General features: G+C 71.1%; 13 protein-coding genes and 1 other RNA gene. 4 read left to right on the top strand and 10 right to left on the bottom strand.

Annotated features, from left to right (window positions below):
• Positions 1–30: 30 nt before the first annotated feature.
• Positions 31–1,341, top strand: a complete 1,311-nt coding sequence (locus H283_RS0115455) for an alpha-amylase family glycosyl hydrolase (RefSeq protein ID WP_020144435.1) — start codon at positions 31–33, stop codon at positions 1,339–1,341.
• Positions 1,342–1,632: 291 nt separating this feature from the next.
• On the opposite strand, the gene H283_RS0115450 is transcribed toward H283_RS0115455, so the two are convergent.
• The 9 genes from H283_RS0115450 to H283_RS25375 form a co-directional block, all read right to left on the bottom strand.
• Complete coding sequence (locus H283_RS0115450; RefSeq protein WP_020144434.1) at positions 1,633–2,385, bottom strand: class I SAM-dependent methyltransferase; 753 nt, start codon at positions 2,383–2,385, stop codon at positions 1,633–1,635.
• A gap of 86 nt (positions 2,386–2,471) precedes the next feature.
• Positions 2,472–4,322: a bifunctional UDP-sugar hydrolase/5'-nucleotidase gene (locus tag H283_RS0115445; RefSeq protein WP_020144433.1), complete on the bottom strand. Its 1,851-nt coding sequence runs from the start codon at positions 4,320–4,322 to the stop codon at positions 2,472–2,474.
• Between the two features lie 136 nt (positions 4,323–4,458).
• Positions 4,459–6,219, bottom strand: coding sequence for a DEAD/DEAH box helicase (locus H283_RS0115440; protein ID WP_020144432.1), 1,761 nt, complete (start codon positions 6,217–6,219; stop codon positions 4,459–4,461).
• Between the two features lie 126 nt (positions 6,220–6,345).
• Complete coding sequence (locus H283_RS0115435; RefSeq protein WP_020144431.1) at positions 6,346–7,314, bottom strand: zinc metalloprotease; 969 nt, start codon at positions 7,312–7,314, stop codon at positions 6,346–6,348.
• 157 nt (positions 7,315–7,471) lie between these two features.
• Positions 7,472–7,792 carry a DUF3039 domain-containing protein gene (locus tag H283_RS0115430; RefSeq protein WP_020144430.1) on the bottom strand — a complete coding sequence of 107 codons (321 nt, stop codon included), beginning with the start codon at positions 7,790–7,792 and terminating at the stop codon, positions 7,472–7,474.
• The gene (locus H283_RS0115425) at positions 7,789–8,592 is read right to left on the bottom strand and encodes a glutamate racemase (protein WP_028785632.1); all 804 of its coding nucleotides are present in this window, start codon (positions 8,590–8,592) and stop codon (positions 7,789–7,791) included. Before H283_RS0115425 ends, H283_RS0115430 begins: the two co-directional genes overlap by 4 nt.
• Positions 8,593–8,641: 49 nt before the next feature.
• Entirely contained in the window at positions 8,642–9,202 is a 561-nt protein-coding gene (locus tag H283_RS0115420) for a YqgE/AlgH family protein (protein WP_028785631.1), read from the bottom strand.
• 28 nt (positions 9,203–9,230) lie between these two features.
• Positions 9,231–11,594: a DEAD/DEAH box helicase gene (locus H283_RS0115415; protein WP_020144427.1), complete on the bottom strand. Its 2,364-nt coding sequence runs from the start codon at positions 11,592–11,594 to the stop codon at positions 9,231–9,233.
• A 291-nt stretch (positions 11,595–11,885) separates the two neighbouring features.
• Entirely contained in the window at positions 11,886–12,254 is a 369-nt protein-coding gene (locus H283_RS25375; protein ID WP_156023232.1) for a VanZ family protein, read from the bottom strand.
• A 71-nt stretch (positions 12,255–12,325) separates the two neighbouring features.
• On the opposite strand from H283_RS25375, the gene H283_RS0115405 reads away from it, so the two are divergent.
• On the top strand, positions 12,326–12,946 hold the full coding sequence (locus H283_RS0115405) for an SIMPL domain-containing protein (protein WP_020144425.1): 621 nt from the start codon (positions 12,326–12,328) through the stop codon (positions 12,944–12,946).
• Between the two features lie 39 nt (positions 12,947–12,985).
• On the top strand, positions 12,986–13,387 hold the full coding sequence (trxA, locus tag H283_RS0115400; RefSeq protein ID WP_020144424.1) for a thioredoxin: 402 nt from the start codon (positions 12,986–12,988) through the stop codon (positions 13,385–13,387).
• 104 nt (positions 13,388–13,491) lie between these two features.
• Here the strand turns inward: trxA and ssrA are convergent.
• Positions 13,492–13,858: a transfer-messenger RNA gene (ssrA, locus tag H283_RS27280) on the bottom strand.
• A 213-nt stretch (positions 13,859–14,071) separates the two neighbouring features.
• Here ssrA and H283_RS0115395 point away from each other — a divergent pair.
• On the top strand, positions 14,072–17,446 hold the full coding sequence (locus tag H283_RS0115395; protein ID WP_020144423.1) for a pyruvate carboxylase: 3,375 nt from the start codon (positions 14,072–14,074) through the stop codon (positions 17,444–17,446).
• Positions 17,447–17,450: the final 4 nt, after the last annotated feature.

Below are 17,450 nucleotides of genomic sequence, written 5' to 3'. Positions count from 1 at the left end.
CACCCCACCGAGCCGGACCAGGAGCCACCCGTGACCGCCAACCCCTACGCCCCGCGGCCCGACGTCGAGCTGACCCACCCGGAGTGGAGCCAGAGCGCGACGATCTACCAGATCAACCAGCGCCACCTCACACCCGAGGGCACGTTCCGGGCCGCCGAGGCGCACCTGCCCCGCATCCGCGACCTCGGGATCGACATCGTGTGGCTCATGCCGGTGCACCCGATCGGGGAGCTGAACCGCAAGGGCGTGCTCGGCAGCCCGTACGCCGTCAAGGACTACCTCGCCGTCAACCCGGAGTTCGGCACGCTGGAGGACCTGCGCCACTTCGTCGACACGGCGCACGGTCTCGGTCTGCGCGTCATCCTCGACTGGGTCGCAAACCACACCGCGTGGGACAACCCGCTCGTCGATGAGCACCCCGACTGGTACGCCCGGGACTGGAAGGGCGACCTGCGCCCCACGCCCTGGTGGGACTGGGACGACATCATCGACCTCGACTACGACAACCCTGAGCTGCGTCGCTACATGACCGAGGCGATGAAGTTCTGGGTCCGCGACGTCGACGTGGACGGGTTCCGTTGCGACGTGGCCGGGTTCGTGCCCGTCGACTTCTGGGACAACGTCCGCCGCGAGCTCGACGAGATCAAGCCGGTCTTCATGCTCGCCGAGTGGGAGTCGCGCGACCTGCACGTCCGCGCCTTCGACATGACGTACGGCTGGAGCTGGAACGAGACGCTCCACAAGATCGCCCACGGCAAGGCGGACGTCGAGGCCCTCAAGGTCTACTACGCGTGGAACGACCGCTTCTACCAGCGCGACGCGTACCGGATGCTCTTCGTCAGCAACCACGACAAGAACGCGTGGGAAGGCACCGAGTACGAGCAGTTCGGCGACGCCCTGCTGCCGGCGATCGTCCTGTCCGTCGTCAGCGAGGGCATGCCGCTCGTCTACAACGGGCAGGAGGCCGGCAGCGACAAGCGGCTCATCTTCTTCGACAAGGACGAGATCGAGTGGCGCGAGGACGAGCAGGGTGAGCTCTACCGGCAGCTCTTCGCCCTCAAGAAGGCGCATCCCGCGCTGTGGAACGGCGCTGCGGGCGGGCGCATGGTGCGCGTGCCCAACTCGGCCGAGGCCGCGGTGCTGAGCTTCGTGCGAGCCGTGGGCGACGACCGGGTCTTCGGGGCGTTCAACTTCAGCGACGAGGACCGGACGGTGACGCTCGGCGTCGGCCCGCAGGCGGGCGCGTGGCGCGACGCCTTCAGCGGCGAGACCCTCGAGCTGGCGCAGGGCCAGCAGTACACCCTGCCGGCCTGGGGCTACCAGGTGCTCGTCGGCGCCTGACGCGACGGAGCAGGGCCTCGGGCGCTCCTCCACGGGCGGCCCGAGGCCCCGGACGGCACAGGGGTCGTGTCCCGTCGACTGGTAGACGATCGAGCCCCCAGATCATGACGTGATCCCGTCGAAACCGTTCACGCAGCGGCCTCGGATCCGCGAGAATGGAGCTGCGTACCCGTCGGTGCTCCCCTGTCCCGGCGGGTACGTCTCTGCCGTGCCGACGTCCCACCAACCGGTCGGCCGGGACGGGGCGTCCCGCTGAACTCCCAAGCAGCGGGACGCCCCCGGTGGGACGTGTCAGCGGCGGCGCGCCTCGATGAGGTGGCGCGTCGAGTGAGCGACGAACGGCCGGCCCTCCCGCATCCCGGCGTCGAGGCGCTCGAGGGTCTCGCGGTAGGCCTCCACGGTGAAGTCCGGCACCCACCACACGCACTTGCGCAGGAGCCACACGACGGCACCCACGTCGTACAGCTCCATCCGGCAGCGCGCGGTCTGCAGGTCGACGACGTCGAGCCCCGCTGCGCGGGCCTCCCGGGCCTCCGCCTCCGGGTCGCGACCGAGCCGCTCGCGCGGGAGTGGACCGAGGAACTGCTCGATGAGCTCGAACGCCGAGGCCGGGCCGACGTGCTGGGCGAGGTAGGTGCCGCCGTCGACGAGCACCCGGGCGATCTCGTCCCAGTCCGGTCGCACCGGGTGACGGCTCGTCACGAGGTCGAAGGTCGCGTCCGGGAACGGCAGCGGGTCACCCGGCGCGACCGGCACCACCTCGACGCCGCGGTCCCCGAGCAGGGCGCGCGCCCGCTCCGTGTTGGGCGCCCAGCCCTCCGTGACGACCATCCGCTCCGGCAGGGCCGGCATCTGAGCGACGATCTCGCCCCCGCCGGTGTCGAGGTCCAGAGCGGCCGTGGCCGTCGGCAGCCGAGCGGCGAGGAGCCCGGCGTAGCCCCAGGCCGGCCGCTCCTCGGTGGCCCGGCCGTCGAGCCAGCCGAACCCCCAGCCGGTCACGTCGGCGTCGGTCGCCTCGTCCACGAGATCCTGGAACGCACGCATCCGGCCATCCAACCGGCTCGTCGGCCCGGCCTCCACCGGATAACCGCGGAAGGCCCGGCCGGGACATCCCGGCCGGGCCCGCGTCGTCAGGGCGTGACGGTGATCGCGCTCCCGTTGCTGACGAGCCTCCAGTCGAGGCTCGAGAAGGCCGCCGGGTCGATGACCTTGTTGGCGGTCGCCCAGTCGATGAGCAGCTGCCGGATCTCGATCTGACGGTTGTAGACGACCGGGGCGGCCACGACGCCCGGGAAGTTGCCGCCTCCGGACTGGCGGTAGTTGTTGATCGCGACGACGAAGCGCGCGTCCGGCGCCACGGGGCTGCCGGCATACGCGAGGTTCACGATGCGCGAGCCGACCGCCTTGGCCAGGTCGATGTCGTAGGTGAGGTCGGCGTCGAGCCCGCCCATGACGTCGTAGTTGTAGTCCGGGGTCGCGTTGGCGTTGGTGATCGTGTCGGCTGCGACCGGACCCGTCGTCGTGCACGGCTTGAAGTACTCCGCGCTCTTCTCGAGGTACGCCTTGACCTGGGCTCCGGTGAGGACGATGCCGAGGAGCGTGTTGTCGTAGATGTAGAGCCCGGCCACATCGCGGATCGTCACGTCACCGGCCGGGATCGCGGCGAGCTTGTTGAAGGGTGCGGCGATCGACAGGACCGGGAGCGCGGCCTCGGGGGTGCCGGCGAGCGCCTTCTTCACGGCGTCGGCCTGGACGTAGTTGATGAAATCGATCGCGGCGGTGTCCTCGTAGCGCGACGTCGCGGCCGACATGGCCTGTGTGCACGTGCCGATGACGCCGTTGACGTACGTGAGGACCTTCTGGTGGGCGGCCGCGACGGCGCCGGTGACGGCGGGATCCTCGGGGGCGACGTTGGAGTTGTAGAGCGTCGCCTCGGAGTGGACGACCTCCCACTGGCCGCGCACCTTCTGGACGTCGATCGACATCCGGGTCACGCGCATCCCCCAGTAGTAGGGCTCGGAGAGCAGGACCTGCTTGCCCGTCTGCGCGTTCGTGACGTAGCGCTGCGGGATCTCGAGGTGCGCGTGGCCGACCAGGATGGCGTCGATGCCGGGAACCTGCTCGGCGAGCAGGGCGCTGGCGTTCTCGACGTAGGGCAGTGCGTCGCCCCACGACGACTTGCCGTTGTCACCGGAGTGGCACGCGACGATGACGACGTCGGCGCCGGCGGCCTTGAGGCGAGGCACCATGACCTTCGCCTGCTCGATGATGCCGGGGAACCTCACCTTGCCCTCGACGTTGGCCTTGTCCCAGATCGCGACGCCGGGCGTCACGAGGCCGAGGATGCCGACCTTGATCGCCTTGGTGTCGGTCAGCTTGACCGTCCTGATGACCCACGGCTTGAAGACGGGGGCACCGGTGTTCCAGTCGACGGAGTTGGCCGACAGGAGCGGGAAGTTCAGCTGCTTCTCGAAGGCGCGCAACGTGTCGAGGCCGTAGTTGTACTCGTGGTTGCCGAGCGCGGCGGCGTCGTAGCCGACCTGGTTCATCGCCGCGGCCATGGGGTGCGTCGAGCCGCCGGTGATGGGGTCGATCTTGGCGTAGTAGTAGGCGAGCGGCGTGCCCTGGATCGTGTCGCCGGCGTCGATCGTCAGGGTGCGCTCGGCGCCGACCTCGGCCCGGATCGCCTTGATGATCGAGGAGGCCTTGGCCACGCCGATGTCGTTGGCCTTGGCGTCGGTGTACTCGGCGTTCTTGAAGTAGTCCCAGTTGTAGACGTTGCCGTGCAGGTCGGTCGTACCGAGCACGGTCAGCCGGACGACCTCGCCGTTCGTGCCCGGGCCGGCCGCCGCAGCAGCGGCGTCGGCGGGCGCGGCCGAACGCACGGCCGCGAGGCCCGCGCCGCCGACGGCGGCGAGGGCCAGCAGCTGGCGACGGGTGGTGGAGGATCCGAGGAGGTCAGGGGTGGGGTCGGTGCTCATGTCGTCCTTCGCTGTCAGGTGCTCGATCGGAGCAGTCCCGGTTCACGGTGCGCGGCTCGCCCCCGAGGCGCAGTGCACGACCATAGCCGGACACATCCACCCATAGGCCGACAGCACCGGTCGGTTCCGTGAACCCTCAGCGTCGGCCGACGAGCCAGAGCCGGATCTTGGCGATGCGCTCGGTCACCTGCTCGGTCGAGGCGGCCGCGAGGTCGGGTCCGCCACAGACGCGCCGGAGGTCCATGTGGACGTTGGCGTGCGGCAGCCCCTTCTGACGGGCGTACGTCGAGACGAGCGTGTTGAGCTCCTTGCGCTGTGCGGCGAGGGCACGGTGGGCCGCGACGGGCATGGGGGCGGTGGCGCCCTGGGGCGCCTTCTTGACCTGACGGCTCTGCCGCTCGCGGAGCAGCGCCGACACCTGGTCGGGCTCGAGCAGGCCGGGCAGGCCGAGGTACTCCTCCTCGGCCTCCGACCCGATCTGGGCGTGCATGCCCCACTGCTGCTTGTCGAAGAGCACGTGGTCGAAGTGGGCGTCGGACTCGAGCGCCTCGAAGGCGCCCTCGTCGAGGGCCCCGCTCGCCTTGTCAGCGCGGTTGGCCTCGTCGAGCAGGCTCTGCTCCTCGGCCCACATCTGGCCGATGTCGTCGGGGTTCGGCTTGCGGTCGAGGGCGTGGTCGCGCTGCTCCTCGAGCCGCGCCGCGTGGTCGAGGACCACGGGCACCGAGGGCAGGAAGACCGACGCGGTCTCACCACGCCGGCGGGCGCGCACGAAGCGTCCGACGGCCTGGGCGAAGAAGAGCGGCGTCGAGGTGGACGTCGCGTAGACCCCGACCGCGAGCCGCGGCACGTCGACCCCCTCGGACACCATGCGGACGGCGACCATCCAGCGCTCGTCGCTCGCCCCGAAGTCCTCGATGCGCTTGCTCGCGCCGAGGTCGTCGGAGAGGACGACCGTCGGGGCCTCGCCGGTCAGCGACCGGAGGATGGCGGCATACGCCCGCGCCTGGGTCTGGTTGGAGGCGATGACGAGGCCGCCGGCGTCCTCGACGTGGCGCCGCACCTCGGTGAGGCGCCGGTCGGCGGCGGCGAGGACGGCAGGGATCCACTCCCCCTTGGGGTCGAGCGCCGTGCGCCACGCGTGGGCGACGAAGTCCTTCGTCATCGGCTCGCCGAGGCGTGCCTCGAGCTCGTCGCCGGCCTTGGTGCGCCAGCGCATGCTGCCGCCGTAGGCCATGAAGAGGACGGGGCGCACGACGCCGTCGCGCAGCGCCTCGGCGTAGCCGTACGTGTAGTCGCTCGAGCTGACGAGAGTGCCCTCGGCGTCGAGCTCGTACGTGACGAACGGGATCGGCGAGGTGTCGGAGCGGAAGGGCGTGCCGGTCAGCGAGAGCCGGCGGGTCGCGGGCTCGAAGGCCTCGCGGATGCCGTCGCCCCAGCTCTTCGCGTCGCCACCGTGGTGCACCTCGTCGAGGATGACGAGGGTCGATCGTGACGTCGTCAGCTCGCGGTGCAGCGACGGACGGGAGGCGACCTGGGCGTAGGTGACGGCGACACCGTGGTAGTCGTCGCTGTGCCGGCCGATGCTGTTGCTGAACTTCGGGTCGAGACTGATGCCGACGCGGGCGGCGGCGTCGGCCCACTGGGTCTTGAGGTGCTCCGTCGGGGCGACGACCGTGACGCGGGAGACGATGCCCGCGCTCAGCAGCTCGGTGGCCACGCGTAGGGCGTACGTCGTCTTGCCGGCGCCCGGCGTCGCGACCGCGAGGAAGTCACGCGGCGACTTGCCGAGGTAGAGGTCGAGGGCCTCCTGCTGCCACGCGCGCAGCTTGCTGGCGGTACCCCACGCAGCCCGCTCTGGGAAGGCGGGTGGGAGGTGGAAGGCGGCCCCTGAACTCATAGAGAGGCCACCGTAACGAATCCGCGAGGACGACATGCCGAGGCCCCGCCTTGCGGGCGGGGCCTCGGCCTGGATGGTATGCCGCTCAGTCGGTTTCGCGGAGCCGAGCAGCAGGCGCGCTGGTGGTCACCGACCGGCGCGGTAGGCCGTCCACTGGGCCTGCATGCGCGAGACCTGGCCGGCCGTGAAGGTGTTCATGCAGGAGTCGTACGTGTAGTCCATGAAGTTCTTGATCGGGTCGAGGCCGGGGCTCGTGCACGTGTCGCGGCCGGTCGGGCACTGGTAGGCGGCGCTGGCCTCGGCGGGCGTGTCGTCGACGTAGTCGCCGTTGCCGTTACAGCCGCCCTGGAAGGTGTGGTAGAGCCCGACCCAGTGACCGACCTCGTGGGTGGCCGTGTCGCCCTGGTTGTAGTTCGTCGCGCTGCCACCGGGCACGGACGCCGTGAGGATGACGACGCCGTCCATGGCGTCGTAGGTGCCCTTGGGGAAGGTCGCCCAGCCGAGCAGCCCCTGGCCGATGTTGGCCGAGTAGAGGTTGAGGTCGGCCATGGTGCCCTTGCGGAGCGTCGTCTTCATGCTCTTCTCCGCCGCCGAGCCGGGCGTCACGGTGTACCACGACGAGTTGCTCGTCGAGTCGGAGCCGGCGAGGCTGAAGCGGAGTCCCGTCCCGGAGTAGGCGTTGTTGAGGACGCTCAGCTGGCTGTTGATCGTGCTGCTGCTGACCGCGCCCTGCGTGCCGTTCGTGATGGTGTGCCAGTAGACCTTGACCGTCGTGGCGGCGAACGTGCCGCCGGTGCCCGGCTTGCCCTTCTGTCCCGCCGTGACGACCTTGCCCGACGAGTCGCGGGTCAGTCCCTTCGCCGCGAGCGCCTTCGTCAGGGCGGCCTCGTTGGCACGCACCTGCGCGTCGGTCAGCTCGTGCGGGTCCTTGGCGGTGCCATGGGTGCCGCGGGCCCCGACCGCGCCCACGGCCGCCGGGTCGAGGCACGCGGCGCTGCCGTGGCCCTCCATCACGGGCGCGGCCTGCGCGGGTGCGCCGAGGGACGCTGCGGCGAGTGCGAGCGGTGCCGCGAGCATCAGGGAGCGAAGCTTCATGGGGAGACCTTTCTCGTCCGACCCGACGCCCGATCGGGCGACGATCCCAGCGACTGTAGGTACGCGACAGTCAGTGGCGGAGCCGGGGCGAGTAAAGAACCCTTAAGGAAAGACCCTCGGTCGGACGGGGGCGGTCAGGCGCTCGCGGACGCGTCGCTCAGGACTCTCCGCCGCCGCCCTGGTCGCCGTCGCCGCCGTCCTGGGGGTCGCGAAGACCTTCGTAGATCTCCTTGCAGACCGGGCAGACCGGGAACTTCTGGGGGTCGCGCCCCGGGACCCAGATCTTGCCGCAGAGGGCCACGACGGGCTCGCCCGACAGTGCGCTCTCGAGGATCTTCTCCTTGCGCACGTAGTGCGAGAAGCGCTCGTGGTCACCCGGCTCCTGGAGCTCCTCGCGGACCTCCTCACGCTCGATCGTGGCCGTGCTCGTGCGCCGCAGCGGCTCGGGCTCGAACGGGTCGGGAGGCATCGTGCTCATGACGAGAGTGTATGCCGCCCTGCCGCACCCCGAAGGAGCCGCTCCCCCGCGGGGTAGGCCGCCCACGAGGCCGGGAGCGCACCGGGTCGGCCGCTGAGCAGCACCGCCTCGACACCGGCCTCCGGGGCGTCCGGCGCAGGCTCGAGACCGAGGCGCCGCAAGGTCTGTCGGGCCACCGCCACGGGAGAGTCGTGGATCGTGACCCCGTCACCGAGGGCCGCGACGATCCGGTCGACGACGAGACCGTAGTGGGTGCACCCGAGGACGAGCGAGCGCACGCCCGCGGGGGTCTGCGACGCGGCATACGCGATGCAGGCGTCCACCGCGTCAAGGTCACCGGACTCGATGGCCTCGGCGAGCCCCAGCGCCGCGACGGCATACGTCTCGACGTCGGCGGCGAAGGCGTCGACGAGGCCTCTGAGGTAGTCGCTCGACGTCGTGGCAGCCGTCGCCCACACGGCGACCGGCCCGCCCCCGGCGGCCGCCGGGCGGATGGCCGGCACCGTGCCGATGACGGGGACGGCCGGCTCGAGCTCGGCGCGGAGGGCACCGAGCCCGTGCACCGAGGCGGTGTTGCAGGCGACGACGATCGCGGCCGGCTCGTGGGGCAGGGTGGCGCGCGCCGAGGAGAGGATGAGTCGCTGGACCTCCGCGGGCGTGCGCGGGCCGTACGGCATGTTGTCCGGGTCGAGCGACAGCACGAGCCCGAGGTCGGGTCGCAGCGCGTGGAGGGCGTCGGCATACCCGAGGAGCCCGAGACCGCTGTCGACGAAGGCAACTCGCCTGGACGACCTCGACATCCCGGGATGCTCCTCGGTGTCGGGCCGCACGGGCCCCGTGACGCCCACGTCAGTTCATCGACGGGTCGTCGGGGAAGTTCGCGACGTAGGCGAGGCTGTCGCGCTGGCGTCGGAGCACCTCGCGCCACAGCCCTTCGGGCCGCGGCGTGAAGGCGTCGCGCACCTCCGCGTCGACGACGTACCAGTCGCCGCGCAGCACCTCGTTCTCGAGCTGGCCGGACTCCCACCCGGAGTAGCCGGCGAAGATCCGCAGCCCCGCCAGCTCCGCCGCGACGACCGGGGTGGGCACGTCGAGGTCGACGAGTCCGATCGAGCCGAAGAGGCGCTTGACCCCGAGCGGCTCCGGCTCGTCGCCCGGCACCGTGACGAGCCCCAGCGCCGACGACGTCGACACCGGCCCGCCCTGGAAGAGGACGTGCGGGGCGGTCACGACGCGCTGCCAGCCCGGCAGGACCGAGTCCACCTCGGCCGACAGGGGCTTGTTGAGCACGACGCCCTGGGCGCCACCGTCGTCGTGGTGGAGCATGAGGATGACGGACCGATGGAACACGTCACCCCCGACGGACGGCGTCGCCACGAGGAGGCGGCCGGTGTGGAACGTCGAGCTCACGGGCCCAGCCTTCCACACCGGCGACTGCTCAGAAGCGCGCGCCCCGCTGACCACGGCGGTCGTCGTCGCCCCAGCGGGACACGAGACCGTCGCCGCGGTCGTTGCGACGGCCTCGGCGGTCGTCGGAACGACCGCCACCGTGCTGCGGACGCGAGCCGCTGCGCTGGCCCTGGCGCGGACCACGCGGACCGGCAGGCGCACGACGGTGCTGCTTGGGACCGGCGATGAGGCGCTGGAACTCGTCCTCGGCGATCGCGACACCACTCGGGGTCGTCGCACCGGTCGCCGCGATGATCGCGTCGCCGGGCGTGGCCCGCACGGGCGAGATCTCGAGGCCGGCATCCTTGAGCTGGCGCTCCATCGTCCGACGCTGGTGCGGCAAGGCCAGGGTCACCACGGTGCCCTTGTCACCGGCGCGAGCCGTGCGGCCCGATCGGTGGAGGTAGTCCTTGTGGTCGGCCGGCGGGTCGACCTGCAGGACGACGGAGACGTCGTCGACGTGGATGCCGCGGGCTGCCACGTCGGTCGCCACGAGCACCGGGAGGGTGCCGTCACGGAACGCGCCGAGCACGCGGTTGCGCTGGCCCTGGTTGAGGCCACCGTGGAGCGCGGCCGCCATGACGCCCTGCTCGCGCAGCTGGAGCGCGATGCGGTCGGCGCCGAGCTTGGTGCGGCAGAACACGACGGTGCGGCCCTCGCGGTTGGCGACCTCGGCCGTGATGACCTTCTTGTGCTGCGGGTCGATGAGCAGGACGTGGTGGTCCATGCCCTCGACCGACGCGGTCGCGTCGTTCGTGGAGTGCGTCACCGGGTCGGTGAGGTACTTCTCGACGAGCGCGTCGATGCCACGGTCGAGCGTCGCCGAGAAGAGGAGGCGCTGGCCGTCGGACGGGATCTTGTCGAGGCTCGTCGTGATCTCGGCCATGAAGCCCATCTCGGCCATGTGGTCGGCCTCGTCGAGCACGGTGATCGCGATGTCATCCATCTCGACCGCGCCGCGCTCGAGCAGGTCGTTGAGGCGGCCCGGCGTCGCGATGAGGATGTCGACGCCCTTGTTGAGGGCGTTGATCTGCGTCGTGTAGCTGAGGCCACCGGCCACGAGCTTGTGGCGCAGGCCGGCGACGTGCACGAGCGGCTCGAGCGCGTCGGAGATCTGCATCGCGAGCTCGCGCGTCGGCGTCAGGATGAGGGCGTGCGGCTTGCGCGGGCGACGCTTGAGGTCGGCCTCGAGGAGCCGGGCGATGAGCGGCAGGCCGAAGGCAAGGGTCTTGCCCGAGCCGGTCTGGCCGCGGCCGAGGACGTCCTTGCCGAGCAGCGCGTCGGGGATCGTCGCGGTCTGGATCGGGAACGGCGAGGTGATGCCCTCGCGGGCGAGGCGCTCGACGAGCCGCTCGGGCAGGCCGAGGGCGGCGAAGCCGTTGTCGGCGGCGACGTCGACGGGTCCCTCGGACACGTCGGCACGGGTCGACTTCGTCCAGGTGTCGGCGTCCATGCGCTCGGCCTCGGCGTCGTCGAAGCTCACGGGAGCACGGTCGGCGAAGCGGTCCGCGCCACGGTCGTCGCGACGCTCGAAGCGGGGGCGCTCCTCGCGGCGCTGGAAGCCACGGTCACCACGGTCGTCACGACGCTGGAAACCTCGGTCACCACGGTCGTCACGACGCTCGAACGACGGACGGTCCTCACGGCGCTGGAAGCCACGGTCACCACGGTCGTCGCGACGCTCGAAGGACGGACGGTCCTCACGACGCTGGTAGGCAGGACGGTCGCCACCACGGTCGTCACGACGCTGGAAGCCACCGCGGTCGTCGCGGCGCTCGAAGGACGGGCGATCGTCACGACGCTGGAAGCCACCACGGTCGCCACCGCGGTCGTCGCGGCGCTCGAAGGACGGGCGGTCGTCACGACGCTGGAAGCCACCACGGTCGCCACCGCGGTCGTCGCGGCGCTCGAAGCTCGGGCGGTCGTCACGACGCTGGAAGCCACCACGGTCGCCACCGCGGTCGTCGCGGCGCTCGAAGCTCGGGCGGTCGTCACGACGCTGGAAGCCACCACGGTCGCCACCGCGGTCGTCGCGGCGCTCGAAGCTCGGGCGGTCGTCACGACGCTGGAAGCCGCGGTCACCGCGGTCGTCACGGCGCTGGAAGCCACCACGGTCGCCACCACGGTCGTCGCGGCGGTCGGAGGAACGGTGCTCGTCACGCGGGGCGCGCCACTCGCGGCCACCGACGTGCGAGGAGCCCGACGATGCCGGGCGGGAGGTCTTGGGGCCGGAGAAGGAACCGGAGGACTTCTGTCCGCCCTGTCCGCGATGCGGCTTCTTGGTCGCGGCGGCCTTCTTCTCGGTGGACCAGCGGGCCTTCTTGGGCGCGCCGGAGGAGGTGTGCTTGGGCATTGCGTATTCAACTCTCTTGACTCGATGCAGACTTCGCCTCGAGCCGTGAGTCACACCACGACCATGCAGACGAGCCTCAGGCGCAGGAATCTCTGCGCCCCATGTGTCCCGGTCCCCGGCATCTGTGCCGTCCGGTGTTCGGATCCGCTCCGCGTCGGTGCCGGGCCGCGCCGTCTGCGCGGTCTTCCGGTAGGGGTGTCACCTCGTCGGACGAGCCTGCCCGCCGGGCATCCCCGGCGCCATCTCTTCCGTCGTGATCCGAGGAGACCTCGGAGTCGGATGCCGCCAAGTCTACCAGCGACGCAGCCGAGGCCCGACCACGAGCACGGCCGCCCCGAGGGCCACGCCGACGAGGTCGAGCACCGCGTCCCACACGTCGCCGGAGCGCCCGGGGAGCAGGTAGTGCTGCACGAGCTCGCTCACCGGCGCATGGATCGCGAAGACGACGACCGCGGTCCGGACGGACCGCAGGGCCCGCCCCACGGCATACGTCGGCACGGCGAAGACGAGGAGGTGGACGACCTTGTCGGTCCAGCTGACCGGGCCCTCGATGGTGACGACGGGCCAGTACAGGACGAGCAGTTGCGTCACGACGGCCGCGACCGCCAGGCCGACCACGAGACGCGAGGTGGGGGCTGACCGTCGCGGGAGGCTCGTCATGGCACGGCAGTCTAGGTAGGTTGCGACGAGGGCCCCGACCCCTCGGCGAGGGCCGCGACGAGAGGAACCCCATGGGCAAGCGCACGGTCACCGTCAACGGCGTCGGCCGGGCCGCCGTCTCCCCGGACGTCGTGCGGCTCGACCTGCGGCTCGGGCACGACGCCGACGACGTCGCGGCAGCCCTCGCCGGGGCGGCAGAGGGCCTCACCACGGTCGGGGCCGTCGTTCGCGACCACGACGTCGCCGACGCCGACATCCGCACCCTCGACGCCGGTGTCAACCAGCGCTGGGACAACACCGGAGTCCCCGTCGGCTTCACGGCCCAGCAGCGGCTCGCCGTCACGGTGCGCCGGCTCGAGTCGGTCGGCGAGATCCTCGAGGCCGCCGCGGCCGCCGTGGGCAACGCCCTGCTCGTCGACCAGGTGCGCCTCGACGTGTCCGACCGCAGCGAGGGGCTGCGGCGCGCCAGGGACGCCGCCTTCGCCGACGCCCGCGACAAGGCGCAGCAGTATGCCGCCCTCTCCGGCGCCGAGCTCGGCGCCGTCCTCGGGGTGGCCGAGGCGGGCGCCATCCCGGTCCAGCGCCGCGAGATGAAGCTCATGGCGGCGTCGATGGACGCCGGCGGCATGCCCGTCGAGGGGGGTGACCTCGACCTCGGGGCCTCCGTCACTGTCACCTGGGCACTGCGCTGAGGGCGGAATACCCGTCACACGCCGATCGTTGGGAGAGACATGGCTACCACTGACCTGACCGCGCAGTCCTTCGAGAAGACCGTTCTCGACAACGACATCGTCCTGGTCGACTTCTGGGCGTCCTGGTGCGGCCCGTGTCGACAGTTCGCCCCGGTCTACGACGCCGCCTCGCAGAGCGGTGACAACGAGGGCATCGTGTTCGGCAAGGTCGACACCGAGGCCGAGCAGTCCCTCGCGTCGGCGGCGAACATCACCTCCATCCCGACCCTGATGGCCTTCAAGGAAGGCGTGCTCGTCTTCGCCCAGCCCGGTGCGCTGCCGCAGTCCGCGCTCCAGGACGTCATCGAGCAGGTCAAGAACCTTGACATGGCCCCGATCAAGGAGCAGATGGCGGCCGAGGCGGCCGGCGCCGCTCCGAGCGGCCAGACCGAGCAGGCCTGACGAGGCCGGCCACACGGCATACGGCACAGACGAGGAGGGCGTCCCGCGAACGGGACGCCCTCCTCGCGCTTGTCAGCGACAGCGTGACGTGGCCACCACGTGAGTGGTGGAGGTGGCGGGAATTGAACCCGCGTCCGATGACGAGAAACCAGGGCTTCTCCGGGTGCAGTGCGCTATGGCTTTTCTCGGCCCCAGGGCTCGCACGCACACGTCCCCTGACAGGCCCAGTTGAGTAAGAGTCCCGCGCAGCCCCCCAACATGACTGCGCAGCAAGTTTCCTAGCTGATGCCAGACACTGAGTCGGAAACTAGCTCAGGCTGACAGACTTCGAGGCTCGCTCAGGCGGCGAGGGCGAAGTCGGTGCGCTTGGAATTGGCACCTATGGTTTTGCAAGGAGCGTTTACGAGATAACCCTGCATCCTCGACCCGCTTCCCCTGGCATGTCGACCACCGTCGAAACCGATCACCCCCATGAGGGGTGTCCACGTCACGCTGTTCACTTGTCAAGCTGCTCTGCGTCCCACCGAGGTGGAGTCCACAGTATGCAGGAGGAACGCTCGGGCGGTCCAAGCCATTCCCGTCTCGGATGGGAACACCCCTCTCGGGAGCGACGGGCCCGCCACTAGGCTGCCGACCGTGGTCGACGCGGACCACACCCGTCGCCCCCGGCACCCTGGAGGTCCGATGTTCCGCAAGGTTCTCGTCGCCAACCGAGGCGAGATCGCCGTCAGAGCCTTCCGGGCCGCCACCGAGCTCGGCGCCCGCACGGTCGCCGTCTTCCCCTACGAGGACCGCAAGAGCGAGCACCGGCTCAAGGCCGACGAGGCCTACCAGATCGGCGACGAGGGACACCCGGTCCGCGCCTACCTCGACCACGAGGCCATCGTCGCCCAGGCCGTCGAGGCCGGCGCCGACGCGATCTATCCCGGCTACGGCTTCCTGTCGGAGAACCCCCTTCTCGCCGAGGCGTGCGACGCCGCCGGCATCACCTTCATCGGCCCCCCGGCCTCCGTGCTGCACCTCACGGGCAACAAGGCCCGCGCCATCGCCGCCGCCCGCGAGGCCGGCCTGCCGACGCTGCGCGGCTCCGAGCCCGGCACCGACCTCGACGCCCTCGAGGCCGCGGCCGAGGAGATCGGCTTTCCCGTCTTCGTCAAGGCGGTCAGCGGTGGCGGCGGTCGGGGCATGCGCCGCGTCGAGGCCCGAGAGGGCCTGCGCGACGCGCTCGAGGCCGCCCAGCGCGAGGCCGAGTCGGCGTTCGGCGACCCGACGCTCTACCTCGAGGAGGCGGTGGTCAACCCGCGCCACATCGAGGTCCAGGTGCTCGCCGACAGCACGGGCGAGGTCGTCCACCTCTACGAGCGTGACTGCTCGCTCCAGCGCCGCCACCAGAAGGTCGTCGAGATCGCGCCGGCGCCCAACCTCGACGCGGCGACGCGCGAGAGCATGTGCGCCGACGCCGTCGAGTTCGCGCGCTCGATCGGCTACGTCAACGCCGGGACGGTCGAGTTCCTCCTCGGTGAGGACGGGCGCTACGTCTTCATCGAGATGAACCCCCGCATCCAGGTCGAGCACACGGTGACCGAGGAGGTCACCGACATCGACCTCGTCGTCATGCAGATGCAGATCGCGTCGGGCGACACCTTCGCGTCGATGGGCCTGCGTCAGGACGACATCCGCACCAAGGGCTTCGCCATGCAGTGCCGGATCACGACGGAGGACCCGGCTAACGGCTTCCGTCCGGACGCCGGCACCATCACCGTCTACCGCTCGGCCGGCGGCAGCGGCGTGCGCCTCGACGGTGGGACCGTCTTCGTCGGTGCCGAGATCAGCGCCCACTTCGACTCGATGCTCGTCAAGCTCACGTGCCGGGGGATGACCTTCCCGATCGCCGTGCGCCGGGCCCAGCGCGCACTGGCGGAGTTCCGCATCCGCGGCGTCTCGACCAACATCCCCTTCCTCGAGGCGGTCCTCGGCGACCCGGTCTTCCAGGAGGGCCTGGCCACGACGTCGTTCATCGACGAGCGCCCCGAGCTGCTCTCGGCCCGCGTCAGCGCCGACCGGGCGACGAAGCTGCTCACCTACCTCGCCGACGTCACGGTCAACCAGCCCAACGGCCCGGTCACGACGCGGGTCCGCCCGCGCACCAAGCTCCCCCGGCTCCCGGACGCACCGCTGCCGCGCGGGGCCCGGGACCGGCTCGTCGCCGACGGGCCGGCGGCCTTCGCGCGAGCGCTGCGCGAGGCGAACGACGTCGCCGTCACCGACACGACCTTCCGCGACGCACACCAGTCTCTCCTCGCGACCCGCATGCGCACCCGCGACCTGCTCCACGTCGCCGCGCACGTCTCGCACCTGACGCCGCAGCTGCTCTCGATGGAGGCCTGGGGCGGCGCGACCTACGACGTCGCGCTGCGCTTCCTCGCCGAGGACCCGTGGGAACGACTCGCCGCCCTGCGTGAGGCGATGCCGAACATCCCTCTGCAGATGCTGCTGCGCGGGCGCAACACGGTCGGCTACACCCCCTACCCCACGGCCGTGACCGACGCCTTCGTGCGCGAGGCTGCGTCGACGGGCCTCGACATCTTCCGCATCTTCGACTCGCTCAACGACGTGTCCCAGATGCGCCCCGCGGTCGAGGCCGTGCTCGAGACGAACACCGCGGTCGCCGAGGTGGCGCTCTGCTACACGGGCAACCTGATGAGCCCCGGCGAGAAGCTCTACACGCTCGACTACTACCTCCACCTCGCCGAGCAGATCGTCGACACCGGCGCCCACGTGCTCGCCATCAAGGACATGGCCGGCCTCCTCCGCGCGCCGGCTGCCGCCCGGCTGGTCCGGGCGCTGCGCGAGCGCTTCGACCTGCCGGTGCACCTGCACACGCACGACACCGCGGGGGGCCAGATCGGCACGCTCCTCGCCGCCATCGACGCCGGGGTCGACGCCGTCGACGCCGCCACGGCGACGATGGCCGGCACGACGAGCCAGCCCTCGCTCTCGGCCCTCGTCGCGGCGACCGACGACACCGACCGTCCGACGGGGCTCGACATCGAGAACGTCTTCGCGCTCGAGCCCTACTGGGAGGCCGTGCGTCATCTCTACCGGCCCTTCGAGTCGGGTCTCGACTCCCCCACCGGCCGCGTCTACTTCCACGAGATCCCCGGCGGCCAGCTGAGCAACCTCCGGCAGCAGGCGATCGCCCTCGGTCTCGGCGACCGCTTCGAGGCGATCGAGGACATGTATGCCGCGGCGAACCGGATCCTCGGCAACGTCGTCAAGGTGACGCCGAGCTCCAAGGTCGTCGGCGACCTCGCGCTCGCGCTCGTCGGCGCCGGCGCAGACCCGAAGGACTTCGAGGACGACCCGCAGCGCTACGACATCCCCGACTCCGTCATCGGCTTCCTCAACGGCGAGCTCGGCGACCCGCCCGGGGGGTGGCCGGAGCCCTTCCGCACCAAGGCGCTCGCCGGCCGCCAGTCCAAGCCGCGGCTCACCGAGCTGACGCCGGAGCAGGAGCAGGCGCTCGTCGACGCCCCGCGACGCACGCTCAACGAGCTGCTCTTCCCCGGACCGACGAAGGAGTTCGAGACCTCCCGCGAGTCCTACGGCGACCTCTCGGTGCTCGGCACCGTCGAGTTCCTCCACGGCCTCGAGGCGGGTGAGGAGTACGAGGTCGAGATCGAGCCGGGCAAGCGCCTCATCCTCGGGGTCCAGTCGATCGGCGAGGCCGACTCCAAGGGCATGCGCACCGTCATGTGCACCCTCAACGGGCAGTTCCGACCGATCACCGTCCGCGACCGCTCCGTCGAGGCCGACGTCAAGTCCGCCGAGAAGGCCGACGTGGGGGTCGCGGGCCAGGTCGCAGCGCCCTTCGCCGGCGTCGTCACCCTCGCGGTGTCCGAGGGCGACACCGTCGAGGCCGGCGGCGTCGTCGCGACGATCGAGGCCATGAAGATGGAGGCCAACATCACGAGCCCCACCGGTGGCACCGTCTCGCGGGTCGCCATCGGCGCGCACCAGCAGGTCGAGGGTGGCGACCTGCTCGTCGTCATCGGCTGACGCC

The organism is Terracoccus sp. 273MFTsu3.1 (assembly GCF_000383675.1).
Lineage (GTDB): Bacteria > Actinomycetota > Actinomycetes > Actinomycetales > Dermatophilaceae > Terrabacter.
The sequence above is the reverse complement of the archived record's forward strand: the minus strand, read 5'-3'. Positions and strand labels throughout refer to the sequence as shown.